This window comes from Paenibacillus sp. YN15, from assembly GCF_003285005.1.
In the GTDB taxonomy this organism is placed as follows: Bacteria; Bacillota; Bacilli; order Paenibacillales; family NBRC-103111; genus Paenibacillus_AR.
In genome coordinates, this window is the sequence record NZ_QMFA01000003.1 from 127,773 (window position 1) to 154,595 (window position 26,823).

Genomic DNA, 26,823 nt, shown 5'->3' on the forward strand with positions numbered 1-26,823 from the left:
GGTTGAGACGGTTGCGAAGCACGCACTGTCTGCTCGCTTTCTATGGAAAGGGGCGGATGGGGCGCGCTTTTTTTTGTTGCAATCGTATCGGCTTGCCTGTGACCTCAAGTGAGAAAGGGGACGTTAGGTTGATTGATCATGATGGACTGTATAAGGAATTGCTGCGTACCTATTTCCGGGAGTTTATGGAATTGTTCTTCCCCGAGGCAGCGGAGATGATTGATTTTGGCTATGTGGAGTTTTTGTCGGAGGAGGTAGTGGTGGACATTGCCGGAGGGACGAAGAAGCGGCTGGATATTCTGGTTAAGACCCGGTTGAAAGGAGAAGAGGCCTTTATCCTGGTGCATCAGGAGCCCCAGTCCTATTATCAGCAGGAGTATCCCGAGCGGATGTTTATTTATGCGGCTCGGCTGTATGAGAAGCATCGGCTTCGCGTGCTGCCTATCGCTGTGTTGAGCCATGATCAGCAGGTTGACGAGCCGGATACCTTTGGCTGGAGTCTGCCGTTTCTGAATGTGTTGCAGTTCCGGTATTACCGGCTGCAGCTGCGCAGGTTTAACTGGCGGGACTATATCCACTCGGATAATCCGGTAGCTGCTGCATTGCTCAGCAGCATGAGTTATAATGAAGAGGATAAGATTCAATTGAAGCTGGAGTTTGTGCGCATGATAACACGAATGCAGCTTGATCCGGCGCGCATGGAGCTGTTGACGGTGTTTTTAGAGACATATCTGCCGCTGAAAGAGGAAGAGGAACGGCAAGTCTGGCAGGAGGTCGAACGAATCTACGGTGAAAAAGGGGAAGAGATCATGGAATGGAAAACCTCATTTGAGAAGCTGGCTGAAAAGAAAGGTAAACAGGAGGGGAAAAGAGAGGGCAGGCAGGAGGGGGAAAAGGAAGCCAAGCAGGAAGTGGCTGTAAAGCTGCTGAACCTGGGACTGGAGCCTGAGGTTATTGAGGCGGCTACAGGCCTATCCGCGGCGGAGCTGGCGGCGCTGAGGAATATCGTCCACTCTCCGTCTCCCCAGGAGAAGGAGTGAAGGACGGAGTCTCTTATCAAAAATATTATGATTCTGCAGGCGGAAAACTCTTATATATGCAATAAAGCCATTGTCAGCGGAAGCTCCTATACGGTGGACCAGGCCATCAGCGAGGCGCAAAGCTCGTGGAGCAAAACCGGCGGCAAGGCACTGGAGGATTGGTATAAGAAATGGTATCAGGAAAACAAGGACAAATGGGTGTTCAGCAAGGATATCTACAGCATGAAGGTCGAATAGCGCCATGAATAGTTCAGCGGCTGTTCAATTGGTGCTTCGGGAAGCGGAGGCAGGAATGGCGGCGCCCTGCCATGCTGTTCCGGTTTGGAGCATTCCCGGCTATTATCTGGATGCCGCCGGCCATACCGCGGCCAAACGGCTGATGGAGGAGGATGCCCAGAATGCCTACGCGGCTGCCCTTGCCTACCGGATAACGGGAAAGCCCGCCTATGCGGACAAAACCGTGGAGCTGCTTAACGGCTGGGCGGCGGTCAACCGGGAGGTCGCGGATCATGACGGCCCGCTGGTTTCCGCTTATCTGGGAGTGGGGCTGATCAAGGCGGCGGAGCTGGTGAAGGGCTACTCCGGCTGGAGCGGCCGGGACCGGGAGCAGTTTATCCATTGGCTGACCGCGATTTTCCTGCCCGGCTGGGACGGCATTCCCGGACGCAATAACTGGTGGAGCTGGAGCTTATACGCCCAACTGACGCTGTTTCAGTTCATGGGCGACAGCGCCCGCTTTGCGGAGGAAGCCGCCAACCTGAAGGAGCAGATCGACTCCTCCATTGCCGCGGACGGCTTCCTTCCGGAAGAAACCGTAAGAGGGAAAAACGGCATATGGTACCATTATTTCGCCTTGGCTCCCTTAACGGCGGCAGCCAAGCTGGTGCTTGACACCACCGGCGAAGACCTGTTCCATTGGATCTCGCCCGGAGGCAAAAGCCTCAAGCTGGCTCTCGACACCTTATTCTATTTCATCGACGGGCGTGTGGACCAGTGGCCCTTCGAGGCGGATCAGAATTTCCCCAAGCCGCTGGCTCCTCATGCCTGGCCGTTGGACCTGTATGAAGCCATGGCCGGTGTGTACCGGGACCCGGAATATGAGCGGCTGGTCTCTCCCTGCCGGCCCATTGCGGGCCACAAGAACAGCAACAGCGGCTTTTATGTGTCCCACGCCTGGATTTATCCAACCTGGTTTGCGGGTGAGGGAAAATAGCATATTTAGCCCGGCTCGAAGGAATTGGCGCCGGGTTTTTGTCTTCGATACGCCGTAGCCGCGGCTGCCGCTTATCGCCTACAATAGAAAGAAAAAGTGAGCGAGGTGCTGCGCTTGCATTGGCTTCAGCCCTACATCGATTCTCTGCAGGTCCGATTCCTGCACATTACCCGATACCATATCTCCGAGTATTATGTCATGACTCCGGTACGGCTGAAGCATTGCGTCATGTGGTACCTGGAGGACAGCGCGCTGCATGTGGAGGCGGACGGGCAGACATACCGGGGGCAAAGCGGCGATTTATTCGTTTTTCCCGCCGGCATGACAGTTTACAACCGGACAATAACCGGCCCCAACCGGGTAATCAGCATCAATTTTGACGGAAATGTGCCTTTGTTCGGAACAGGAAACTGGCTTGAGCTATTCGGAATCCCGGTTCAATCGCGTGCGTCCGTGGAGGTAAAGGAGGCTTTTGGCCGCATGCTGTCGCACCGCGAGGAAAGCGGGATCAGCCGCAGAATAACGCTGCAGGGGGACTTGCTTCACCTGTTGGCCGGGCTGATCAGGGAAGGCGTCGCCGAGAGAAGCGAACAGATGAAGGATTGCGGAGACATGCGGGTCCGGCGGGCTGCCGATTATATCTTTACCCGGAGCAGCCGGATTCCCGAGGTGCAGGAGCTGGCACAGATCGCGGATGTAAGCGAATCCCATCTTCGCAAGCTGTTCCGGCAGTATACGGGGCTGTCGCCTGCCCATTACATCCATTATGTCAAGATTGAGCAGGCCAAGCGGGAGCTGGCGGAGAACGACCGCCGGATTTCGGAGATTGCAGCGGGGTTGGGATTTGCGGAGCCGAATTATTTTGCGCGGCTGTTCAAAGCCAAAACCGGCTGCACGCCTACGGAGTACAGGCGGCAGTTTCGGATTTGGGGGGCGGAAGGCTGACGCTCTTTGGGATAAGCGGTTTGTGCTAGCAATAATCGGTGGCGGTTCTGTAACAGAGTTCGGCTTTTTGCTAGGATGATCTTGGGCAAGGAAGGAGATCCAAGCAGGAGGCCGTGGAATGAACAAATTTCAGGAAAGAACTCTATGTTACGATTTTGTTGTGATCGGCGGCGGGATGGCCGGCATAGCGGCGGCGGTAACCGCTTCGCGCAGAGGTCTGCGAACCGCCCTTATCCAGGACCGCCCTGTTCTAGGGGGGAATGCCAGCAAGGAAGTGCGCTTATGGCTGCTTGGCGGCGACGGCGGCGGCAATAATGCCTATTTTCGTGAAACGGGCCTGATGGAAGAACTGAGGCTGGAAAATTTGTACTGGAATCCGGACGGCGAAGCGGAGCCATGGCATGTCATCCTTCACACGATGGTGATGGAAGAGAAGCGCCTGGATCTGTACCTCAATACAGTCGTCACCGAATTGAAGATGGACGGAAGCCGCATCCAAAGCGTAAAAGGCTTTACGCTGGCCTCGGAAATATGGACCACCTTTACCGCCCCCTTCTTCCTGGATTCCACAGGAGACGGAACCATCGGTTATTTGGCGGGGGTGCCGTATTCCGTCGGACAGGAGAGCCGGGAGGAGTACGGCGAATCTCTGGCGCCGGCGCAATATGATCCCGGCACCTTGGGCAACACCATTATGTTTCTGGCCAAGGACGCCGGGCATCCGGTGGAGTTTAAGCGGCCTTCCTGGGCATACCGCTTCGAGGAGAAGGATCTGCAGCACCGGGAGCATACCCACAGGCAGTCCGGCATTTATTTCTGGTGGATTGAATACGGCGGCGAAAGCGACACCATTCACGAAAACGAGAAGATCAAGCATGAGCTGTGGCGGATTGTCTATGGCATCTGGGACCATCTGAAGAACGACCCTGAGCACCGGCCGGAAACCCGGAACCTGGAGCTGGAATGGGTGGGGACGATTCCCGGCAAGCGGGAATCCAGAAGATTGGCCGGCCCGCACAAGCTGACGGAACAGGACATTATGAACCAGACCGAATTTCCCGATGCGGTTGCATACGGCGGGTGGAGTCTGGACCATCATCCTCCCGGCGGCTTCTGGGACAAGGAGCGCGAGCCTTCCCGCCATTTTCATCATAATGGGCTTTACAACATTCCGCTGCGCTCCTTGTACGCCGTCAATGTGGAGAATCTGTTCTTCGCAGGCAGGGATATCAGCGCAACCCATGTGGCGATGTGCTCGACCCGCGTTATGCTGACAGCTGCCCAGATGGGGCAGGCGGTAGGCGCCGCCGTGCAGGAATGTCTGAAGTCGGGCTCCTTCCCGGCAGGATTAACCGGGGAGCAGATCGGCCGCATTCAACAAAGCCTGCTGAAGGAGGACCACTATATCGTGGGCGTGCAGGGCGCTGATCCGGACGATCTGGCCCGTCAGGCTCAAATCTCCGCCTCCTCCGTTCATGCGGGCCAGGGAGCCGAAGATTTCGAACCGGAGCGAGCTCTTCGGCTGGAGCTGGACGGCGACGGCAACGACATCATGTTTCCTGTGCTGACCGGCCGTCTAGACGAGGTCAGACTGCTCATGGAGGGTGCGGGCGTATTGGAGGCCGAGCTGTGGCAGTGCGACAAGAAGCGCAACTTTTACCCTGCGGTCAGCATCGGCAAGTTTACTGTTGAGGTGAAGAATGACGGCGCCCGCGGATGGACCGTCTTGCCCTTGCAGATGGAAGATTTGCCGGACGGCTGGTATTTTCTTCATGTGAAGGGTGCCGGGCTTGCGCTTTGGGCTTCTCCGGACCGGCTTCCAGGCTTCCGGGTGATGAAATACTATCCCCGCGGACGGAGAGTTTACTCCCGGTGGCCAAGGCTGGATGAGGTGGGAGCGCCCTACATGCGCATCGAGCCGGAGCCGGCGCTTTATACAGCGGATAAAGTGGCCAACGGCTATTCCCGGCCGTATCATGAGCCGAACCTGTGGGTATCCGCCCGAACGGATTTTACCGAACCGGAGACGCTGACGCTCAAGTGGCAGAGCGCAGTCCGGCTGAACCGTCTCCAGCTGGCCTTCGATTCGGATCTGGATAAAGAACTGAAGAACCAGTGGGTGCCGTATCCGTTCCATGTCATCGTCAACTGCGTGATGGATTATGCAATCGAGGCCAAGGTGGGCGGCGAATGGAGGCAGCTGGCCGAAGTCAGCGGCAACTACCAGCGGTTTCGCGTCCACCGGTTTGAGACGGTTGAGGCGGATGCAGTCCGCATTTCCTTCCTCTCCACCTGGGGGACGCCGTACGCAGGTGTCTACGAGATCAGAGCGTATAATGAATAGCATATGAGTGAAAAAGGGCTGGACCGCAAGCAACGGGACAGTCCTTTTTTGTCGGCTATCTGCTGCAATCGTGTACAAAATAGCATGATTGCGTACTGTATGAGCCGATCAAGCCGAGTAGACTGTGCGCGGTCATGTGGGACGGCGCCAGAACGATGGACGGCGCTTTCCGCTATATCGGCAAAAGCTTCTGCGACGGCAACGAACAAGGCGGTACGCGAATATCTCGCTGATCGTGGCCCAATATTGCCTGTTGAAGGAAACCAAGCCGTTCTGGGACAAAACGGATTGGATTTATGAGCAGGTCCGGTGGAGCTTGGACGGAGTGCTGACTTTTCTGGGCAAAAACGGGCTTCTGGACGACTGCGCGCCAGTCGTTTCCATAAACCCTTGCCGGGTATACCGTGTCGCTTTGCACTTGATGACCTGCTGTGAGCCGATCCGATCCGAAACGGACATTATCTTGAATGGATTGACCATCCGGCATCAGTGAGCGGTTAAAGCTGAAAATGGAGGTGGCCTCAAAATAGAGTGACAGGCCTGATCCAGGTAACGGAACCACAGTCCGCGCAATGAGACGCGTGACGCAGGGAGTCCAGGGGAAATTTCGTCTTGACTCCCTCTGGAGAAAGAACTATTATACAGATAAGTTGAATAGGCGATGGAGTTCGCCATAACCGCCGCAAGGCTAATGACTCCTACCAGAGATGATATATCCCTGGTAGGAGTCTATTTTTTTCTCCAAAATAAAGCTCTGAGAGGGTGCAATTCACAGCAAATGATCAGAATCAGGCTGAAACGCAGAGGCTTTACGAAACAATCCATATCTATGGCGGTGGTGTTAACCTTTATCAAATGGATACTGCTTGGGGGAGGCGTAGGCATATTAGCCGGGACAGCTTCGGCCTTTTTTCTGGAGAGTCTGGACTATGTTACGGGCCTCCGCAATCTTCATCCGTGGCTGTTGTTTGGACTGCCGCTGGGCGGCGCGCTTGTCAGCTGCTTATACCGGAAGTTTGGCGGAAGCTGCTCAAAGGGAAATAATTTAATCCTGGAACAAATTCATGAGGGAAATGGGACGATTCCCTTAAGGATGGCACCGCTTGTTCTGTTTGGCACGTTAGTTACGCATTTGTTCGGCGGCTCCGCCGGGCGGGAGGGCACCGCCGTACAGATGGGCGGCAGCCTGGCCGAGGCATTCGGGCGGCTCTTCAAGGTGAATGCCCGGGATCGCAGGATACTGCTGATCTGCGGAATCAGCGGCGGTTTTGGCTCCATCTTCGGCACGCCGCTGGCCGGAACTCTGTTTGGACTGGAAGTATTGGCCATTGGACTGATCTCCCACGAAGCGTTGATTCCTGCTTTCATCGCAAGTATGGTAGGCAATGCCGTCACAGGTTCATTCTGGGGTGTGCATCATATTCATTACAATATGGGAGCGGTGCCTGATTTTTCGCTCATCGTTCTGCTCAAGGTTGTGGCGGCTTCGGTTCTGTTTGGCCTGACAAGTCTCGTCTTCAGCAAGCTGACACATTTTCTGAAGAAGCTGTATGCCCGGATATTCAAAAACCCCATGCTTAAATCGGCCGTTGGCGGCTTCATTGTCATTGGTCTGGTGTATGCCCTTGGCACGAGGGATTATTTGGGGCTGAGCATCCCCTTGATTCAGCATTCCTTCGATGGCGATGTCCCGCCGCTGGCCTTTATGTGGAAGCTTCTGTTCACCTCGGTTACGCTTGGCGCCGGCTTTCAGGGGGGAGAGGTGACACCGCTGTTCGGGATCGGCGCGACTTTGGGCCATACCTTGGCGGAGCTGTTCGGCTTATACGCGCCGTTCCTGGCCGCGCTTGGGTTTATCGCGGTTTTTTGCGGGGCCACCAACACGCCGATTGCCTGCTTCATTATGGGCATCGAATTGTTCGGTTCGAGTGGAGCCCAGTATTTGTTTATCGCTTGTGTTGTCAGCTATTTGGCTTCCGGCCATACGGGCATCTATACCTCCCAGAAAATAGGGGTTTCCAAAGTCCCATCGATCCTTATCCCGGAAGGCACTACACTTGAGAAATGGAGTGGAACTGAAGGCAGGCGACAGGCGGGCAGATGAAAATAGGGGTTATTGGATAAATAAGGAGATAGGCGATTGTCGCCTGTCTCTTTATTTTTTTGGGGCTTCAGCAGAGAAGTTTCGCAATAAATAAACAAAAAACATTTGAAACGTATATTTTTATCGAACGTATATCTGTTATATGAACGAAAAACTATAAATCGTTCATTTAATAGGTTTTATCTATTTTGGAGGTGTTGAGCTTGTCAGTCATTCATATGAATCGTGTGCAAAAATCATTCGGCAAATTTCAAGCTTTGCAGGATGTGAGTTTGCAGGTGGGAAAAGGAGAAGTGCTGGGCTTTATCGGCCCCAACGGCGCGGGAAAATCCACCACCATCCGGATTCTCCTCGGATTGCTGCGCAGGGACGGGGGAGAGATGCGGCTCTTCGGCAAGGACCCGTGGAAGGATGCCGTGAAGCTTCACCGCCGCCTGGCTTACGTGCCGGGGGATGTGCATCTGTGGCCCAATCTGACCGGAGGCGAGGTTGTGGATCTGTTCGGCAGGCTGCGGGGCAGGCTGGATTCCAAGCGCCGCGCGCAATTGCTGGAACGCTTTGATCTTGATCCGACGAAAAAATGCGGCACCTATTCCAAGGGGAATCGGCAAAAGGTGGCGCTTGTGGCCGCTTTTGCCTCCGAAGCGGAGCTGTTCATTCTTGATGAGCCCACCTCCGGGCTTGATCCGTTGATGGAGGCCGTCTTTCAGGAATGCGTAGCCGAGGCCAAGGCATCCGGCCATACAGTTCTGCTGTCCAGCCACATTCTGGCTGAGGTGGAAACCCTGTGCGACCGGATCAGCATCATCCGCAAAGGCAAAATTGTCGAATCGGGAACCTTGCGGGATATGCGGCTTGTATCCCTGACCAAGGTTTCGGGAGAAACGGAGCGTCCTGTCACCGGCTTGGAACGGCTGCAGGGCATCACAGAACTGCACGCATTGGGAGCACATTTCGAGTTCAGGGTAGACAACCGGGAGCTGGGGGCCGCCCTGAATCACCTCTACGGATTTGGCATCAAAACCTTGACCAGCACTCCGCCCTCTTTGGAGGAGCTGTTTATGCGCCATTACGGGGATGAAGCCTCCAGCCTTTCCGCTTCCGGGACAAAGAAGGAGCTGAGCAAAAAATGAAATCCAACCTTTTTGCAGGAACCGCGCCGCTGGTCCGGCTGGCCTTGCGCCGGGACCGGATCAAGCTTGCCGTATGGCTGGTTGGCCTGACGGCGCTGCTGTTCTCTCTGGCGGCTACCTATGACGGCTTTTTCGCTTCGGAGCAGGAAATGATCGATATGGTTGCGGTCCGGACCTCCAGCCCGGTCATGCGCCTGTTTGATCCTCCGGTTTCGGGGGCCAGTCTCGGCGGCTTCACTATGCTGGAGATGTATACATTCATTGCCGTGCTGGTGGCGCTGATGGCTGCGCAGACCGTCGTCCGCCATACCCGGCAGAATGAGGAAACAGGAAGATCCGAGATGATCGGCTCGGCGTCAGTGGGACGGTTTGCCGGTCTGGCGGCTGGGCTGATCGTGGCGGCGGGAGCCAGCCTTGCCCTTGTTCCGCTCTTCGCCCTGGCGCTCACGGTAAACGGCCTCCCTGCGGAAGGCTCCTTCGCAGCCGCGGCGGCTTTTGGCGGCATCGGCCTGGCGTTTGCCGGTTTGGCCGCTCTGATGTCGCAGCTGTCGGAAACCTCTAGGGGAGCCAACAGCCTGGCGGCAGCCGGCCTTGGCCTCTCCTTCCTGCTCAGCGCCACAGGTAACATGCTGGGCAAGGCCACGGAGAACGGGCTCCGCGTCGAAAGCGCCTGGCCGGCTTGGCTGTCGCCCCTGGGCTGGGGCGGCCAAATGCGGGCCTTTCATGACAACAACTGGTGGACTCTCGCGTTATTCGCGGCGGCTTTCGTCGTGCTATCGGCCCTGGCGCTGTGGTTTGCTTCCGCCAGAGACTTGGGAGCGGGGCTGCTTCCCGCCCGCAAGGGTTCTCCCACCGCCCATCCCGCTTTGGCCAAACCCTTCGGGTTGGCCTGGAGACTGCAGCGCAGCAGTTGGATCGGCTGGGCCGTCGGAACTGCCGTATTCGGCGCCGTGTTCGGCGGCATCAGCAATGAATTGGAGGATATGCTAAGGGAGAATGAGAAGGTGATGGGACTGTTGGAGCAGTTAGGCGGGACCGCAGGTTTGCTCGATACCTTCTTTGCCATGGCTATGGGCATTATGGGCTGCGTCCTGGCGGTTTATCTCGTTTCGGCCATGCTCCGCATGAGAAGCGAGGAAGAGAGGGGGACGCTTGAGCCGGTGCTGGGCACGGCAATGAGCCGTTACCGCTGGAAGCTGGGCTATATGGCATGCGCCGTTACAGGCGCCTTGGGCTTGCTCCTTCTGCTGGGGCTTGTTACCGGCTTGACCGCATTTTTGGTAACCGGCAAGGGAGTACACTTGTATGAGCTGCCCGTTGCCGCTCTTCTGCAGGCTCCCCCTGTGCTGATTCTGGGCGGCATTGCCTCCTTCGCCTTCGGATTGGCCCCCCGGCTTTCCCAGATCATCGCCTGGGCGGGGCTGGGCGCAAGTTTGCTGGCAGGTCCCATGGTCGCGGAACTGCTCCAGCTGCCCCAATGGGCGAAGAATATTTCTCCGTTTACCCATGTGGCCGCCTATCCCGCGGAGGATGTAACGGCCGGACCGCTTCTGTGGATGCTGGCCGTTGCGGTGGTGCTGACGGCGGCGGGTCTCTTGGCCTTTCGCCGCCGCAGCCTTAGCCTGTAGAGTTCATTACCTGCTATAATAGGGAGACAATCGTTTCTTAGTATGGTCAACGAGATGATCCCCTTAATGCAGGAGGACTGGCTATGGCAAAGGAAGTAGTCCGGCGAAAATCCGGCAAAAAAGAAGCATTGCTCACGACGGCGGAACGTCTCTTCTTCGAAAAAGGGGTGCATGCCGTTACGGTGGAAGAGGTGGTGGGGGAAGCGGGTGTAAGCAAAGCCACCTTCTATAAATATTTTTCCGGCAAGGAGGCTCTTGTAGAGGCTGTTTTGGATGTGGTGTCGGATGTGCTCGTTGAGCGTCTGAAGCAGCTTGTGCAGCGGGCCAAACAGGAGAGAATGACCAAAGAAAATTTTATTGGCTTCTTCGATGTGAATGACTACGACCGCTTTTTCCAAACTCATTTCATTGAGGATATTATGAATGACTATCCCCATGTAGTGATGCGGTCGATCAATAAATTAATCGGCATTGTGCTGCCGATTTTCCGCGATTTCATCCGTGCCGCCAAAATTGACGGCATTGTCCGGATGGATGTGGACACAGAGATGCTTCTGGTCTATACAGTGATGCTTCGCCGCGCCGTAGCCCAGAACTGGATGCTGCTGCCGGAAGGGATGGAGCTGAAGGAGTTTTCATCCAAGCTGTGGGATATCTATCTCTACGGCATTATGGGACGCAAGGAGAGCGATAACACTGAGCCTGGATGAAAAAGGGGTTGATGGAATCATGAGCCGTAGGTGCTGCTGCGCAATCTGATCTATACCACTCAGATCATTCGGATCGACTCGATTTACTTTTATAGGAGAGCGGATCAGACTGTTCTGACCCCCAATTCCCTGCTGATGCAGGTGATTTCACAGCAGGCTTGTTATCGTCCTGAGGCCGTGATACAATTCAGCTATATGAAGCAGTAGTGAAGCACACTCTGCCAGAATCCTTGTTGCGACAAGGACTGGCGGGATGTGCTTTTTTTGTTGTCCAGAGGGCTGCTTTGACGGCTGTGTCAGGAGAAGGGAAGGGGTATACGATTGACGGATCATGACGGGTTGTACAAGGAATTGCTGAAGACATTCTTCAAGGAATTTATGGAATTATTTTTCCCGGAGGCGGCGAGATGGATCGACTTTACCTACACCGAGTTTCTGTCGGAGGAGATCGTGGTGGATATCAAAGGAGGAACCAGGAAGCGGCTGGATATTCTGATCAAGACCCGATTGAAGGGGAAAAAAGCCTATATTCTGGTGCATAAGGAACCGCAGGCTTACTATGAGAAGGCGTTTCCGGAGCGGATGTTCCTCTATGCGGCGCGGCTGTATGAGAAGCATCGGCTGCCGGTGTTGCCTATCGCCATCTTGAGCTACAAGCGGAAGAAACCGGAGCCGGAGAAGTTTGGCTGGAGTCTGCCGTTCCTGGAGGTGATGCAGTTCCGGTATTACCGGCTGCAGCTGCGCAGGTACAAGTGGCGGGACTTTATGCACTCGAATAATCCGGTGGCAGCTGCATTGTTGAGCAGCATGGATTATAATGAGAGTGACAAGGTACAGATGAAGGTAGAGTTTGTACGGATGATGACGCGGCTGGAACTGAACCCGGCGAAGATGCACTTGCTGGCGGTGTTCTTCGATACGTACCTGCCATTGAAGGAGAAAGAAGAGCAGCAGGTATGGCGGGAGATCGAACAAGTTTATGGAAAGGCAGGGGAAGAGGTCATGGAGTGGAAGACGACGTTCGAGAAGTATGCGGAGAAACGAGGCAGGAAAGAAGGCAAGGAAGAAGTAGCGGTCAAGCTGCTCAAGCTGGGAGTGGAGCCGAAAGTGATTGAAACCGCCACAGGGTTAACCGCGGCGAAGCTGGCAGCGCTGAAAGGCAAAGAGAAAGGGGCAGCGCTGCAGGACGGGGAGAGCGGTGGGGCAGTTGAGGTCAATTAGAAATCATTACAACCGTCCACGGATCATCTGCGGACGGTTGTGCTTGTAGTGCGCCATGCATGGCGATGACCTAGGCGGCGGAAGACCGCTGTGGGGGCTGGTCGTGGCTAACCACTAGCCAAGCGGTGGGGAAGATTATAATCGCCGGCAAGCTGAATAACGGGAGAAGCCGCTTATGGGCGGCTTCTCTTTTTGACTTTTCATTTTAACTGCACTCACAGTCGCTTCCCGGCGGGAATGTCGGGGAATTTGCCGCCGCCGGGCTTCTTTGAGCCGCTTTTCCGGTATTCTGTTGGCGTAATGCCCACCAGCTTCTTAAAGGTTTTATTAAAATGGGCCACATTGTTATAACCGGCTTCAAAAACGATCTCCGTCACGCTTTTATCGGTTTCAACCAATAGTTGAGTAGCCTTCAAAATACGCAAATAGTTCAAATAATCGCTGAAGCCCATTCCTTTCACCAGCTTAAATACACTGCTGAAATAAGTAGGCGACATGTGAGCCAGTTCAGCCATTTCTTCAAGGCGGAGATCCTCTGCAAAATGCTTCTCCATATGGGAAATCGCCTGGTGGAAGGACTGCCGGTACATGGTGAACGCCTTGTGGTCTTGGGGGCTCCGGCGATTATACCGGAAAGCCCTGCCGGCCAGGACAAGAAGCTTCAACAGGTCTGCCTTGATGGCCAGCCTGTATCCTTCCTCCTTGTTTGCAAGCTCTTTTCTCATCGATGCAATCCGTGTTTCCGCTTCCAGCTTGTCCTCGATGCTGAAGCTCATTTTGGGCGCCGGAAGCCCGCTTTTTTCGATCAGGGGCTGGATATAGGCAAAATCCATAAAGCTGCCGAAGCTGGACAAATCACGCAAGCTTTCATGAATAAAATGCGGAATGAAGTCAATCTGGATGATTTCGAAGGGGGTAAGCTTTATCGGTATGATCTGATGCTCAAGAAAGGGAGGAACCGAAAAAAAGTTGCCCTGCACTACAACGGCCTCCATATTGCCCAGCTTGTGAATGCATGTCCCGTAGGTCACGTAGCATAATTGAAGATGCTCATGGGCGTGCAGCACCGGGTTGTACTCGTCCTGAGACCGGACTTCTATTTTGAAGGGAAAATCCTCCTCGGGCAAAAATTCCCGCTGCCCATAAACAGGAAAGGACATGCAGCAGCCTCCTTCCTTCACTTTACGATCGCCGCCATTCTTTGCTCAGACTAACTATACCATGATTTGAAATTCGGAAAAAATGCAAAGCAATTCTAAAATTAGAATAGGCATTCGATAAGCTGAACCTTGTAAAGTAAAGAGGAAGGAGACAGGAAGGATGGAGGGATTGAAATGCGCCAATATGCCTTCAGTACGCTGCCATGCGAAGGATGGAGCGCCGGGGAAATTGCCGACGCTTGTAAAGCATACGGATTTGCAGGGGTGGAGCTGCGCGAGGGACCGGGCTCAGTAATCGCTGCCCAGGATTCAAGGGAGCAATGGCAGCGGACAGCGGCCGTATTTAGAGAAGCGGGTATACAGGTTACGAATATCGGCTCCGGCATCTGTGTACGAAATGAAGCCCACGGAAACGGCCAACTGCCCCAATTGAGGCGGTTGGCGGAGATGGCAGCGGTATTCGGCTGCAAGGGCATCCGGATATTTCTGGGCAATTTTGCCCAACGGTATGATGCGCCGGTGGAGCCTGTTGATCATCCGGGCATTGTAAAGTGGCTGCAGGCGGCCTGCGATTTGGTTGCCGCCCATGGGGCTGCCATTTGGATCGAGACCCACAATGAATATGCCACCGGAAAAACATTGCGGCAGCTGTTGGATGAAGTGGATCGGGAGAACTGCCGCGTTATTTATGATGTGATCCATCCGCTGGAGGATGGGGAGGAGCCGGAGCAGACGCTGTTGCTTCTGGGGGAAGCCTGTGTTCACGTTCATATCAAGGACGGCGAACCCTTCGACGATCCTCTGGCACATGACTGGAAATATACCTGGCCCGGCGAGGGCAAGGTACCCATTGCGCGTATCGTCCGCCTGTTGGAGGAGAGCGGGTATAAGGGTTATTTTTCGCTGGAATGGGAGTCGAAGTGGCGCAAGGAGCTGCAGGCTATGAAGAAGGAGCCGGCAGAGGTATTCCCTTCTTATATTCAATATATGGAGAATTTATCATAATCGCGGCAATGGAGGGATTTCAGTGAAAACATTAATTACCGTGACCAATCATGATCTCAGGCAATTGTTGTTCCGTCCGGAAACGGTTAAACGGTTGGAGGCTTTTTCGGAAGTGGGCTGGCTGGAGGAAGGACGGGCTTATACAGAGCAAGAGCTGGCCTCCCTTGTGAGGGAGTATGATGCGTGCATTACCTCATGGGGATCGCCGAAGCTGGGCTATGAGGTGCTGCGCCACGCCGACCGCCTGAAATTTATCGGGCATGCGGCCGGCTCAGTGGTTTCTGTGGTGAATGAGGATGTTTTTGATACCCCCATCACCGTGACGAATGCCAATCCGCTGTTGGCCCAGTCCACCGCCGAGGCAGCAGTTGCCTATATGCTGGCGGGGGCATGGAAGCTCCGGAGCTATGGCGAGTCCTTAAGAGCCGGCATGTGGTCAAATAATAATGTGGAAACGGTTCCCGGCTTATCCTATTGTACGGTGGGACTTATCGGTTACGGAGAAATCTCCCGCCATGTGATCCGGCTGCTGAAGCCTTTTCGCCCGAAGCTTCTTTTATATTCCCGCTATTGCAGCGAGACGGAAGCCGCCTCCCTGGGGGTTGAGCTATGCTCGCTGGATTCGTTGTTGTCGCGTTCGGATATTATTTCACTGCATAACACATGGACGCCGGCTACCGAAAAAATGATCGGCTCCGAGCAGCTGCGGAAAATACGCGACGGCGCTCTCCTTGTAAACACAGCGCGGGGCGCTATCATCGACGAGCAAATGCTGATAAGCGAGCTGTCCACGGGAAGATTTCAAGCGGTATTGGATGTATATGAACGGGAGCCGCTGCCTGCGGACAATCCGCTTCTTCATTTGCCGAATGTATGGTGTCTGCCGCATATCGGCGGGTTTCACAGCAGGCTCAAGCCGGAGATGGGGAATTTCGTTATTGAGGATTTGAAGCGGTTATTATCCGGCGCCCAACCGAAAGGAATCATAACGCGGGATGTGTACAAACGGTTAACTCCGAGATAATGCCGATTACGCTCTATAAAAAAGTAACTCATCAAGCGAGATGGGTTGCTTTTTTTGTGCTGGCGGAAAAAGGCAGTTTATCAATTGAAAATGATTATCATTATCGATATAATCAGTATAGATCAAATACGGAGGGGCTGAGGCAATGGAGGAGTTGAAAATGGCGAATAACCGCGCGGCGGGGGGAGACCCTCCCGAAGCGGGCCGCCGGACAGCGCAATCTGTTCTGCCTGATTCTTGCAGAGAGGCAGCCCGCTTGATTCGCGAGCGAAGAACCATCCGCAGATTCGCCAAACAAGCTGTGCCGGTGCAGGAGCTGGCAGCTATGCTCAAGCTGGCGGCGGACACGGTTGCCTTGGAGTATGACCCGGATGGGCTGCGGTTTATTTTTTTTGCCAGCGACGAAGGGAAGCGCAAGGCGGGTCAAGCCATTATGGCCGCTTACAGCGGTCAGGGCTTATACCGTTGGATGCCGGGCAAGGTTGTGCAGGCTATGGCCGGACAAGTGGCCAAAATCCCGCTGATTGCGGCTGTTATTGTCCGGGAATGCGGCAATCCTTCCTATAATGACCGGCAAATAGCCGCGGCCAGCGGGATTATTCATAGCTTTACGCTGCTTGCCTGGGAGCGCCAAATCGGGCTGGTATGGAATACGGAGCTGGTTATTGAGCATGAGCTGCTGAAGGCCGGGCTCGGACTTGCCGGAGACGAGCGTCTTGTTTGCCTGCTGTATGTTGGAGCATACGACAAGCTGCCAAAAGGAAAAAGCCGCACCCCTGCCGCGGAAAAGTGGACTGTGCTGGGAGGGGACACGGGACAAGGAGGAGAAGCATGAGTATCCAGCCGATAATGAAGCGGATCGGAGGCCGCGAACAGTTCGACGGGCATCCGGTGACGGAGGGGCAAGTACAGGCGCTTCTGGAGGAAGCGGTGTGGGCGCCGAATCATCATTTGCGCGAGCCTTGGCGGTTTATTTGGGTGGCCGGGGATTACCGCGCCAAGCTGGCGGATTTATTCGACTTGCCCACCCATGCAGCCATCCAGGGGATGATCATGGAGGCGCCGGCTTGCCTGATTGTAGTGGCTCCCGTTCCCGAGGATGCCCGGGAAGCTGGGGAAGATTTTGCCGCCGCCTGCTGCCTGATTCAGAATCTGCAGATTCTCGCTTCAGCCAGCGGGTTGGGCATGGAGTGGCATTTGCCGTTGCGGGAGGAATGCCGGGCTTTCTGCACTGCCGCAGGACTTCAGCAGCATGAACGGATTGCCGGCGTGCTGGGGCTTGGCTATTTTAAGGACGAACCGGCAAAGGAGCCCGGGGAAAAGTCGCTGCGGATCGACATTGTCTGAAGCACGGGGCACGAAGGAGACTTGTTATGGAGTTCTTGGTTTTTGGGGAAAAACACCTGCCCGTTGTGATGCTGATTCATGGAGCCGGCTGGTCGCGGACCTTTGTCAGACATGCGGAGCAGCTGAAGGACCGCTACTGCGTCGTTGTTCCCGTCTTGGACGGGTATGGCAATGATGCAACGCAGCGTTATGGCTCAACCGTCCAGTCGGCCAATGAATTGCTTGCCTATATCGATGAAGTATGGGGAGGGAAGCTGTTTGCCCTGGCCGGCGTGTCGCTTGGCGGGCAGATTGCGCTGGAAATGCTGACCCAACGGAGGAAGCTGGCAAAGTATGCCATCGTTGAAGGGGCGCTTTGTATCCCGCAGCCGCATTTGTTGAAATATACGCTTATCCACCGCGGCTTATTTCGCTTCATGACAGGAGGCGTGATGGCCAAATTGTCCAACCGCAGGCTGCCCCGGCATTTTCAACTGGACCGCGCTTCCATGGATGCCTGCATTCAGGAAATGTCGGCATTTCATAAGGACAGCATCGATGCCTTGTTCGTTTCGCATAACGCTTATGTTCTGAGAGAGGAGCTTCGCGTTTGCGAGGTGCCGCTGCTTTGTCTGGTGGCCGGCAAGGACCCGGCTCCCATCCGCAGATCGGCTACGCTCCTTCAAGAGGTCATGCACGATTGCCGGGTGGAAATTCTTCCGGAGTACCGCCATGGAGAGCTGAGTGTGCACCGTCCGCAGGAATGGATTTCACGGGCGTTGAGGTTTTGGGATAAAGCTAACAGCCGTGCCGTCCAGAGGTAGCGATTCGGCTGGTTTCGCGTTAAGTGATGTAATGCGTTTTTTCATGATTGTCACGAAATTGCTTGGGAGATTGCCCGGTAATTCGGTTAAACATGATGGAGAGAGGATTTGCAGTTGTTGCAATTATCGAAGACAGCCAGACGGGCGAAGTGTTGCATTCACCGTCTGGCTGTTGTTCTTACCTTAACAGTGATCTATGAACGCATCATGAAGCAAAAATCGCGTCAATCTGCGGATCTCTTCTTCCGTCAACTCCACCTTGAGGGGCTCCAGATTGGAAAGCACCTGCTCGGGCCGTTTTGCGCCGGGAATCAGAGCATCAATTCCATCCACGGTTAAATACCACGCCAGTATGCGCTACCTCCGCCCCTTTGGCTTCCGCAATGCGGCGTACCTGTTCTACCTTATCAAGATTGCGCGCGAAGGTCTCGCCCTGGAACAACGGGTTGTTTTTGCGGAAGTCCTAAACGTATCCCACGGCCGATACTTGCCGCCAAGAAGCCCCGACCCAAGCGGGAAATACGGCACAAAGGAAATCCCATGCTCGCGGGTATAGGGAAGCAAATCCTGCTCGGCCTTGCGGTGCAGCAGATTATAGTGGGATTGCAGTACATCCACATAACCATCCTTGTTCGCTTCCCACAGCTGATCGATAGAGAAATTCGACACGCCGATAGCTCCTTGTCTCGTTCGCGAACTGGACGACGACCAAGCTACGATTATCATGGTGGATAGCAACCTGCAACGGGAATATATCTCACCGAGCGAAAAAGCGTTTGCCTATCGGATGAAGCTGGCGGCGATAAATCGGCAGGGTTAACGAACAGATCTAATTTCCCGACAAGTTGTCGGGAGTCGGAAAGCGCAGAAGTTGTAGGGCGAGACGCCGGTGAAAGTGGAAGGCAAGTTCAACGCTATATTCGGTTAACAGAACTCATGCTTTATATCGGATGAGTCGGCTTAAAGTGCCCTTCATGAATGAATTCCTCCCGCTGTTTGACGAAGGCTCTTGTTGCCCTATTTGTTTCACTATAAAGCAGATGACCCTTATTGAGTATAGAAATGCTTAAAAGTGAAGGCGAATGCCGGATTTTGAAAGCAGGATACGGCACATTTAAAGCCGTATCCAGTTTTCGAAATAGACGTATATTGCAAGCGCTTGCTAACCTTATAAGGCAAACAATAATTGTGTTAAGGGAGTGAATGGAATAATGGCCGGTTTAAAAATAAGAAAGCGCTTTATCTTGTTTCTAACAGGCTTGTTGGTCTTTGCGGGATTGGGTCTTGGTACACAGACAGTCCCTAGGGCAGAAGCGGCGGTTGGTTCCTCAGGTGATATTGCGCCTTTGCTGCTTGAGGACTTCATCGATGTTTCAGATTGGACGGACGTCTACAAAAGCCGCGGTACGTTTGAAGCAATCGAAGGCGTTGGGGTGATGACTTCAAATAGTGACAGTTATGGATATGTAGGGAAATCAGTGACCTACAATGTTTCCGAGCTGCCGATTCTACACCTAAAGATAGACAGCGTTGACGAGGGAGGTCTGTGGGCGTTAAAGCTGAATGCAGGCGACGGAGATAAAACGATACAAGGAGATACGAATGTAACTGGAGAAGTTGCCTTTGATTTGAGGAAAAATGAGAATACAAAGAACTGGAGCGGTGTAAAAAAATTTGAACTCAGATTGATGTTCGGGAGTAACACGAAAAATAAGTCATACAGAATCAGCGAACTATGGGCGGAGCCAGGAGCGCCATCGACGCCAAGCGGTCTTGTAGCATCGGCCGGCGATTCATCGGCGACCTTGATGTGGAATGCTTCGGCAGGGACGGTCAGTTACAATGTATACCAATATGAGGGCATGGTTGCACCGGTGAATCCTGCAGACTGGAAGCTTGTGGGAGAAGTTGTGACAGATCCTGCGTACACCGTGAAAGGACTTACGAATGGTACAAGCTACACATTCGCGGTAAAGGCAACGAACGCACTAGGCGCGAGTGATTATTCAGGAACTGCAATCGCAAGGCCCGAAGCGGATGGTTCCAAACATGAGATTGAACCGCTGCGGCTTGAAGACTTCAGCGATGGCGATGTTTCGAATTGGACAGACTTGGTAAGGGGGACGATAGAAGAAATCAACGGTGCTGGGGTGATCACTCATACTGAAGATAAATGGGGAAATGTAGGCATTCCGGTGACTTACAACGTCACAGATCTTCCCATCCTTCGTATCAAGATTGACGGCGTTGACGAAGGAATAACATGGGCATTAAAACTTAAAACAAGTGATGGGGAATTAACAGTAGTAACTGACACTGTCAAAACTGGCGAATTTGCCTTCGATCTGCGTAAGGCAGATAAGTCATGGGGGATGGCTGGTTTAAAGAACTTCACAATCAGACTCGTGTACCCGAGCGGCACTGGGAACAAATCCTTCAGAATCAGCGAACTGTGGGCGGAGCCGGCAGCAGCACCAGCGGCACCAAACGATCTCGTTGCAACAGTCGGGAATTCATGGGCGACCTTATCATGGAATGATATAGTAGATGCGAGTGGTTACGGGGTAGAGGATCGTTACGATATATACCAATATGAGGGTTCGACTGCACCGGAAAATCCTGCTGATTGGGAGCGCGTAGGAACAGACGTACCGGACGCTACGTTCACGGCGACAGGCCTAACGATCGGTAAGGAATACGCATTTGCGGTAAAGGCTAAGAACGCTGAAGGGGAGAGTGATTATTCAGCGGTGGCAATCGCGGCACCGATTCCAACATACAAACTGAATTTAATGACGTTCAATATCAAGGATGGATCAGGTGTTGATGCAGAATTATGGAACACTCGCAAAAGAATATTTACCAAAATCATTAATGATTTTGCTCCAGACGTGTTTGGCATGCAGGAAGCCCATAACGAGCTTATTAATTATTTGATTGATAACTTGGACGAACAGTACGCCTCAATTGGAGTCTCGCGCTATGGCAATACGGAAGAAGAATATAATAACATCTTGTATCGCTCTGACAAATTCGAAGTGGTGGATTCGGGAACATTCTGGTTAAGCGATACACCGAATCTTGTGGGAAGTAAGAGCTTATTTGATCCGCAATATCCTCGTATAGCCACCTGGGCTAAGTTCAAGGTAATCGATAACCCGCAAGCCGAGTTTTATTACTTTAACACCCATTTTTCAACGAAAGATGAGGCCAAGAAGCAAGGTTCCTCTGTTATTCTGGATCAGATGGACCAAATTGTATACTCGCCAGATGTACCCGTATTTCTGGGGGGCGATTTAAATGCCGACACAGACAATGCCGCTTTTAAATTGCTTGAGAATTCCAGCCTCAACGATACCTGGACAGAAGCGGGACATTCCTATACGGATGATGGCACCTACGGCAATTTTGAAGGCTTGCTTAACGAGGGACACATTGATTGGATTTTCGAACGCAATGTAAACAAAATTCAATCGATCAAGATCAATCATTACAATGAAGGTGGTGTCTATCCTTCCGATCATTATCCAGTTGAATTGGTCGTGGAAATTCCATTAACCGGCCGCGTGGGGGCAACTGTTCCTGGTGCGCCTCACGATGTATATGCCGCCTCTGATGAGGGATCGGCCAAAGTGCTCTTCGTTCCATCTAGAGACGATGGAGGCAGTGAGGTTCTGAATTATAAGGTTACGGTATTGCAGGGCGGCATTCCCGTCAAGACGGTGAAAGGGGACGCAAGCCCAATTTCCGTCACAGGGCTGGATAAGGATGGCGAATACACGTTTACAGTGTCGGCTGTAAATGCGGTCGGCGAATCCGCCCAATCGAATCCTTCCAAGCCGATCTACGAATTGGCGAATGAGGAACTTGGCTTGCCGTATCTGGCAGCTGCTGTTTCGTCGGACCATTTGGTAAGCGGCAAAATAACCATCACGCCAACGAATAACCCGGTTGACGACCAGGAATACGCCCTGTTTTGGGGAAATGCAAGCGGGAAACTGTCAGAGGTTCCAATCGCAACAATTCCGGTGGGCAACATGGAAGACGTAAATTACACTTTTGACAAAAAAACGGTACCAAGTGGAGCGGCAGCGATCCTCGTGTACACCCGGATTCTCGGGTTCCAATCCACAGCGTACTCCAAGGACGTGTTGCCGACAGCTGGTGTTCAACCTTTGCAAATCGAGGATTTTTCCGATGTTTCGGATTGGACGGACTTAAGATACGGCAAAGTAACAGCGACTGACGGTGTCGGTACGATTAGCGTAAATGAAATGAACTATGACGGAACTATTTATAAGGATAGAAGTTTCGGATATGCAGGGATTCCTGTGTCTTACAATCTTACCGATCTTCCCATTCTTCGAGTCAAAATTGATAGCCTGGACGATGGGGCGAAATGGGCGCTCAAGCTTCATACGGAACCTCATCAAAGTGGAGGAGATATCACAATACAAGGTGACACTGATGAAACGGGTGTATTCACCTTCGACTTGAGGAAAATAACAAGTTGGGACGGCAATAAAGATTTCATCATCAAGGTGTTCGCAATCGGTGTGGGTAAATCGCTCAAAGTTAGCGAACTACGGGTAGAACCGGCTGTCGTGTTACCATCTGAACCGTCAGAACCGTCGACACCCTCGGATAACGGTAATACCCCAGTCACCGACAACCCTGTCAAATCGACCAGCGGCAGCATCGTCATACCTGCCGGGAAAGCCGGTGAGGTTGGCCTTGAAGATGCAGCTCTCGTCAAGGTTCCCGCAGGCGCAGCCGAACAAGAGTTGCGCATCACAATAGAGAAGCTGCTTGACGCGACGCCATGGAAGACGGATCAGGGTGACATCGTCAGCCATGTGTTCGAGATGCTGAAGAATGTCTCCGGCAACTTCAAAAAACCGGTCACGATCTCGCTGAAGTTCGATCAGACTGCGATGAAGGCAGGTCAAAGAGCTGCGATCTTCTACTATGACGAAGCCAAAAAAGTTTGGGTTGAAATTGGCGGCAAGATTGAAGGAGATCGTATCACAGCCGAGGTAAACCACTTCACTAAATTCGCGGTACTGGCGGTAGAGCAGGCCGATGGCGAACCGAGCCCGTCATTGCCGACATTTTCGGATATTGAAGGGCATTGGGCGAATAGCTCCATCATCAGCGCAGTGGCCAAGAAGCTGGTTGTCGGTTATCCTGATGGCACGTTCAAGCCGAACAAGTCTGTCACACGCGCCGAGTTTACGATCATGCTGATGAATGCGCTGAAGAAGGAGACTACTGACACAGTGCTAACGTTCAAGGACCGCGATAAGATCGGTGAGTGGGCGGCAAAAGCGGTCGCCCAAGCCGTCGAAGCTGGTATCGTCAGCGGTTATGAGGACGGCAATTTCCGCCCGAATACAATCATCACGCGATCGGAGATGGCAGTCATGATCGCCAAGGCGCTTCAGTTGCCAGCGGATCAGGCAACGGATACGGGTTTCGTCGACGACGAGAAGATTCCGCAATGGGCCAAATCGGCGGTCAAGGCTCTCACAGGGCTCGGCATCATCAGCGGACGAGGAGGGGATATATTCGCTCCGAACGATTCGGCGACCCGCGCGGAAGCCGTGACCTTGCTGCTGAATATGCTTGACAAATAGATTCTCAATTTAATAGTTTGACAAACATAACGCAGAAAACTCATTATGATGCTTCTGCGTTATGTTTGCATTATAAAGCAAGGAGTGATAATGATGTTTGCAAATATAAGAAAGCGCTTTATTATGATACTGGCAATCGTGGTCGCCTTTACCGGATTCGGCCTTGGCGTACAACCAGTCTCAAGAGCAACAGCCGCGGAATTGAGCCCGTACAACCTTAAGATTATGACTTTCAATATTCGCAACGGGGGATCGGGAAGTGGCGACCAAGCCTGGGACGTTCGTAAAGACAGGGTCGTCAACGCGATCGATTCGTTCGGCCCTGACGTATTGGGAATGCAGGAAGGCTATCAATTTCAGATTGACTACTTGTTGGGTCACTTGAACGGACCGTACGCTTCGATTGGAATCTCGCGCTTCGGCAATACAACCAATGAATACAACAACATCATGTATCGATCGGACAAGTTCGAAGTGGTAGAATCGGGACAATTCTGGTTAAGCGATACGCCGGATATCGTCGGCAGCAAGAGTCCGTATGATACGGCTTGGCCTCGCATTTGCACCTGGGCCAAGTTTAGGTCCAAGGATAACAATAAAGCCGAGTTTTATTACTTCAACACTCATTTTGGATTGACGGAAGGCGCACAAGAGCAGGCAGCTTACGTTATCTTGGATCGGATCGCTAAATATGCGATTTCACCTAACGCGCCGGTACTTCTCGGAGGAGATCTGAACGTACAGGAAACAAGCAACGCCTTCCTTGCGCTTCAGAATTCAGACCTGAATGATACGTGGGCGGATGCGGGTCACTCTTATACGGATGATGATGGAACCTATAGCAACTTCGACGGGTCTACGACGACAGGTCATATCGATTGGATTTTCCAACGAAATGTTCGCCAGATCCAATCGATCCAAATTAACAGATACAACGAGAACGGGCATTATCCTTCCGATCATTACCCGGTTCAATTGGTGGTAGACATACCGCTGACAGGAGACCCGGCCCCGGATCGTACGAACTTCGGAAGCCCGTCGTCACAATATACAGACAGTCCGGCCGGCGAGGATATAACAAAGGCGTTCGATCACAACAAATTAACTAAATACTACACGCCGCACGGCACAGCGTGGATTCAGTTTCGATTCGCGAACGAAAGCCAGTTTGTCGTGAATCGGTATCGCATCTCCTCAGCGAATGACAACCAGACGACTCGTGATCCGAAAAATTGGACGGTCAAGGGTTCGAATGACGGCGTGAATTGGGTCACTCTCGACACCAGATCCAATCAAAGTTTTGAATTGCGTTTTCAGACGAAGGAATATACGTTCAACAATGCTACCGGCTTCGAATATATCCGGCTAGAGATAACGAGCAACGGCGGCTCTGCTCTACAACTGTCTGAGCTGCAATTGTTTGATTACGTGAATGTCGCTCGAAATGCAGCCGTAAGTGCGGACGGCTATCGCAGCGGGGAAACGCCGGAAAAAGCCGTGGATGGAACAACCGTTGGAAATAGCAAATGGTGCTCTGTCGGGTCCGAGCCACATTGGTTGCAATTGGATTTGGGTGTCCGTCACAACTTCACACAATTTGTCATACTGCATGCCGCAGCGGGCGGTGAGAATGCTGATTACAATACGGTGGCCTACCAAATTCAAGTAAGCGACAATGGCACCGATTGGACCAGCGAAGTGAATGTCGCGAACAACAAGGCCAATGCAACCACGCACCAAGTGAACACATTCGGTAGATATGTTCGATTGCTCGTTACGGATAGTACAGCCAGGAACGGGGATAACTCGGCCCGCATCTACGAACTTGGGGTATACGGGCAGCAACAGGGCGCGACATTCTACAAGGACGGAAGCTATGGCGGATATGCGGTCAGCCTGCCCAAAGGGAAATATACGCTTGCCGAGCTCCAGGAGGCCGGGATCCGGAACGACGATATTACCTCCTTGAGAATATACGGAGGAGCGACGGTAGAACTATATTGGGATAATAATTTTCAAGGTTCCAAGCTGACATTGACTGCGGACCAGACATCGCTAAGTCCATATGGCTGGAACGACAAAACATCTTCCTTACGTATTTATTAACAAATATGAAATCAGGCGGGAGGGTTCCACTCATTTGGAGCCCTCTTTCCTATAAAATGAATGTTTTTTATCGCTTTTATAAGTCGAATGGATGAATTGTGAAAGCAAATGACAGTTTTCGAAATACAAAAATGCGCCGATATGGCTTAAAAGTCTGGTGAAAAAGTCAATCTCTATGAAGAGACCTGACGCGAATATGGTAAACTAATACAAACAACCTCTGGTTCTGCGGCTTGGACTTTGAGTCTGTTCAGCACCCGGATACGGCCGACCTTTGATTACCTGATCGAACGACCCTTGTGAAGACACGCAAGCTCTGGCGGGAACACGGCGTTCTCGACAAGCTCATGAAACACGTTGTGGATCAATGCCTGGCTGCCGGCCTTGTGAAAACGAATGTCGATGCCGCTGTCGATGCCGCTGTTGATGGCACCCAGGTTCGAGCGAACGTTTCGATTCATGGCTTGGAAGAAATCCAATTGGCTCCCGTGGAATCCATCGAGGCCTATCTGGCTCGGCAAGCCGTCGAAGATAAAGGCCACGAGCAGGAATCGTCATCCAAGGATGACCCAGATCCGCCCCCACCTTCAGCACGTGGCGCGTCCGGCTTGATGGAACAGGCAGTCCATGAGGACTTTCATGGAAAAACCTTCTCAAACGAAAGTCACCGAAGCACCAGCGATCCGGATTCCCGTCTTTACAAAAAGAGTGCCGGACAAGAGGCCCATCCTCGGTTCCTTGTCCATGATCTTGTGGATGTTCGAACGGGTGTGATTCTGGATCGTCGTGCGAGTCGAGCTTCGGGTACCGCAGAACGAGAAGTCAGTCTGCAACAATTGGCCGCGATTCGATTTCGGCATCCGTCCATTACCATCCGCACCTTATCTGCGGACAAAGCATACGGCAGCAAGGAATATTTGGCCAGCCTGAAGGATTTGGGCATCACGCCGCTTGTTAGTTTGAAGAGTCTGGAGTTGGACGATGAACCGGTGTACAAGCGGAAGAGCCACAACCCCAGAATCCAAGCCCAACGGGCAAACAAGATCCGACTGATCCAAATCTCTAACGCGGCGAAGCAAATCCATGGCGGATACCGTCACGTTCAGAGGATGAGGGTCCGTTGTGAACATGGATTTGCAGAGGCGAAGAATGTCCATGGGATGGACCGCGCCAATAGTCGTGGATTGGATCGCATGCAAGAACAGGCAACGTGGACAGGCATTGTCCAGAATTTGAAACGACTCTGCCGATTTAAGAAAAATCGGCCTGTAGCCGGTAGTTTAATATGCGCGAATCCGGTTGCGGATACTGCCCAAGAACGGACAACGATCTCAATTGGCAGGTTAAGCCGCGGATGTAGGGATTTCTGTAACCGTTGGATTTGGCCAAAAGCTAATTTTTCAC

At 52.9% G+C, this 26,823-nt stretch carries 20 protein-coding genes, 2 pseudogenes and 1 riboswitch; of the genes and pseudogenes, 20 read left to right on the forward strand and 2 right to left on the reverse strand.

What is annotated here, in order from left to right; all coding sequences use genetic code 11:
- The first annotated feature begins 128 nt into the window (after nt 1-128).
- The 12 genes from DQG13_RS03915 (at nt 129) to DQG13_RS03965 (ending at nt 12,338) form a co-directional block, all read left to right on the forward strand.
- A complete protein-coding gene (locus DQG13_RS03915; RefSeq protein WP_181592555.1) occupies nt 129-1,040 on the forward strand; it encodes an RpnC/YadD family protein in 912 nt (303 codons plus the stop codon).
- A 27-nt stretch (nt 1,041-1,067) separates the two neighbouring features.
- Nucleotides 1,068-1,277, forward strand: a complete 210-nt coding sequence (locus DQG13_RS03920; protein ID WP_113018442.1) for a hypothetical protein — start codon at nt 1,068-1,070, stop codon at nt 1,275-1,277.
- Nucleotides 1,278-1,281: 4 nt separating this feature from the next.
- Nucleotides 1,282-2,253 (forward strand): alginate lyase family protein, encoded by a 972-nt coding sequence (locus tag DQG13_RS03925; protein WP_113018443.1) that lies wholly within the window; start codon nt 1,282-1,284, stop codon nt 2,251-2,253.
- Nucleotides 2,254-2,349: 96 nt separating this feature from the next.
- Nucleotides 2,350-3,198 carry an AraC family transcriptional regulator gene (locus tag DQG13_RS03930; RefSeq protein WP_113018444.1) on the forward strand — a complete coding sequence of 283 codons (849 nt, stop codon included), beginning with the start codon at nt 2,350-2,352 and terminating at the stop codon, nt 3,196-3,198.
- Nucleotides 3,199-3,316: 118 nt separating this feature from the next.
- Nucleotides 3,317-5,542 carry an FAD-dependent oxidoreductase gene (locus tag DQG13_RS03935; protein ID WP_113018445.1) on the forward strand — a complete coding sequence of 742 codons (2,226 nt, stop codon included), beginning with the start codon at nt 3,317-3,319 and terminating at the stop codon, nt 5,540-5,542.
- A 235-nt stretch (nt 5,543-5,777) separates the two neighbouring features.
- The gene (locus tag DQG13_RS03940) at nt 5,778-6,035 is read left to right on the forward strand and encodes a hypothetical protein (RefSeq protein ID WP_113018446.1); all 258 of its coding nucleotides are present in this window, start codon (nt 5,778-5,780) and stop codon (nt 6,033-6,035) included.
- A 155-nt stretch (nt 6,036-6,190) separates the two neighbouring features.
- A riboswitch (Fluoride riboswitch) is annotated at nt 6,191-6,250 on the forward strand.
- 121 nt (nt 6,251-6,371) lie between these two features.
- Nucleotides 6,372-7,646, forward strand: coding sequence for a voltage-gated chloride channel family protein (locus DQG13_RS03945; protein ID WP_397333928.1), 1,275 nt, complete (start codon nt 6,372-6,374; stop codon nt 7,644-7,646).
- Nucleotides 7,647-7,849: 203 nt separating this feature from the next.
- Nucleotides 7,850-8,779 carry an ABC transporter ATP-binding protein gene (locus tag DQG13_RS03950; protein ID WP_113018448.1) on the forward strand — a complete coding sequence of 310 codons (930 nt, stop codon included), beginning with the start codon at nt 7,850-7,852 and terminating at the stop codon, nt 8,777-8,779.
- Nucleotides 8,776-10,407, forward strand: a complete 1,632-nt coding sequence (locus tag DQG13_RS03955; protein ID WP_113018449.1) for an ABC transporter permease — start codon at nt 8,776-8,778, stop codon at nt 10,405-10,407. Before DQG13_RS03950 ends, DQG13_RS03955 begins: the two co-directional genes overlap by 4 nt.
- An 83-nt stretch (nt 10,408-10,490) precedes the next feature.
- A complete protein-coding gene (locus tag DQG13_RS03960; protein ID WP_113018450.1) occupies nt 10,491-11,117 on the forward strand; it encodes a TetR/AcrR family transcriptional regulator in 627 nt (208 codons plus the stop codon).
- Between the two features lie 30 nt (nt 11,118-11,147).
- Nucleotides 11,148-11,324 (forward strand): hypothetical protein, encoded by a 177-nt coding sequence (locus DQG13_RS30650; protein ID WP_181592556.1) that lies wholly within the window; start codon nt 11,148-11,150, stop codon nt 11,322-11,324.
- Nucleotides 11,325-11,438: 114 nt separating this feature from the next.
- Nucleotides 11,439-12,338 (forward strand): RpnC/YadD family protein, encoded by a 900-nt coding sequence (locus tag DQG13_RS03965; protein WP_181592557.1) that lies wholly within the window; start codon nt 11,439-11,441, stop codon nt 12,336-12,338.
- Between the two features lie 215 nt (nt 12,339-12,553).
- Here the strand turns inward: DQG13_RS03965 and DQG13_RS03970 are convergent, their stop codons facing one another.
- A complete protein-coding gene (locus DQG13_RS03970) occupies nt 12,554-13,498 on the reverse strand; it encodes an AraC family transcriptional regulator (protein ID WP_113018452.1) in 945 nt (314 codons plus the stop codon).
- Nucleotides 13,499-13,672: 174 nt separating this feature from the next.
- Between DQG13_RS03970 and DQG13_RS03975 the strand changes: the two genes are divergently transcribed.
- From DQG13_RS03975 to DQG13_RS03995, 5 genes are all read left to right on the forward strand, one after another.
- A complete protein-coding gene (locus tag DQG13_RS03975; RefSeq protein WP_113018453.1) occupies nt 13,673-14,503 on the forward strand; it encodes a sugar phosphate isomerase/epimerase family protein in 831 nt (276 codons plus the stop codon).
- A 22-nt stretch (nt 14,504-14,525) separates the two neighbouring features.
- Nucleotides 14,526-15,527 (forward strand): hydroxyacid dehydrogenase, encoded by a 1,002-nt coding sequence (locus DQG13_RS03980; RefSeq protein WP_181592558.1) that lies wholly within the window; start codon nt 14,526-14,528, stop codon nt 15,525-15,527.
- 160 nt (nt 15,528-15,687) lie between these two features.
- On the forward strand, nt 15,688-16,362 hold the full coding sequence (locus DQG13_RS03985; RefSeq protein ID WP_181592559.1) for a nitroreductase family protein: 675 nt from the start codon (nt 15,688-15,690) through the stop codon (nt 16,360-16,362).
- Nucleotides 16,359-16,874 carry a nitroreductase family protein gene (locus DQG13_RS03990; protein ID WP_113018456.1) on the forward strand — a complete coding sequence of 172 codons (516 nt, stop codon included), beginning with the start codon at nt 16,359-16,361 and terminating at the stop codon, nt 16,872-16,874. The genes DQG13_RS03985 and DQG13_RS03990 overlap by 4 nt, the downstream gene beginning before the upstream one ends.
- 26 nt (nt 16,875-16,900) lie before the next feature.
- Entirely contained in the window at nt 16,901-17,677 is a 777-nt protein-coding gene (locus tag DQG13_RS03995; RefSeq protein ID WP_113018457.1) for an alpha/beta fold hydrolase, read from the forward strand.
- Between the two features lie 183 nt (nt 17,678-17,860).
- Here DQG13_RS03995 and DQG13_RS04000 read toward each other — a convergent pair.
- Nucleotides 17,861-18,355, reverse strand: a pseudogene (locus DQG13_RS04000) (aldo/keto reductase); the annotation flags it as partial.
- Nucleotides 18,356-18,888: 533 nt separating this feature from the next.
- Here DQG13_RS04000 and DQG13_RS04010 point away from each other — a divergent pair.
- The 3 genes and pseudogenes from DQG13_RS04010 to DQG13_RS04020 all read left to right on the forward strand — a co-directional run.
- Nucleotides 18,889-23,313 carry an S-layer homology domain-containing protein gene (locus DQG13_RS04010; protein ID WP_113018458.1) on the forward strand — a complete coding sequence of 1,475 codons (4,425 nt, stop codon included), beginning with the start codon at nt 18,889-18,891 and terminating at the stop codon, nt 23,311-23,313.
- 90 nt (nt 23,314-23,403) lie between these two features.
- Nucleotides 23,404-25,419, forward strand: a complete 2,016-nt coding sequence (locus tag DQG13_RS04015; protein ID WP_181592560.1) for a discoidin domain-containing protein — start codon at nt 23,404-23,406, stop codon at nt 25,417-25,419.
- A gap of 218 nt (nt 25,420-25,637) precedes the next feature.
- Nucleotides 25,638-26,717: pseudogene (locus DQG13_RS04020) on the forward strand (transposase); the annotation flags it as partial.
- Nucleotides 26,718-26,823: the final 106 nt, after the last annotated feature.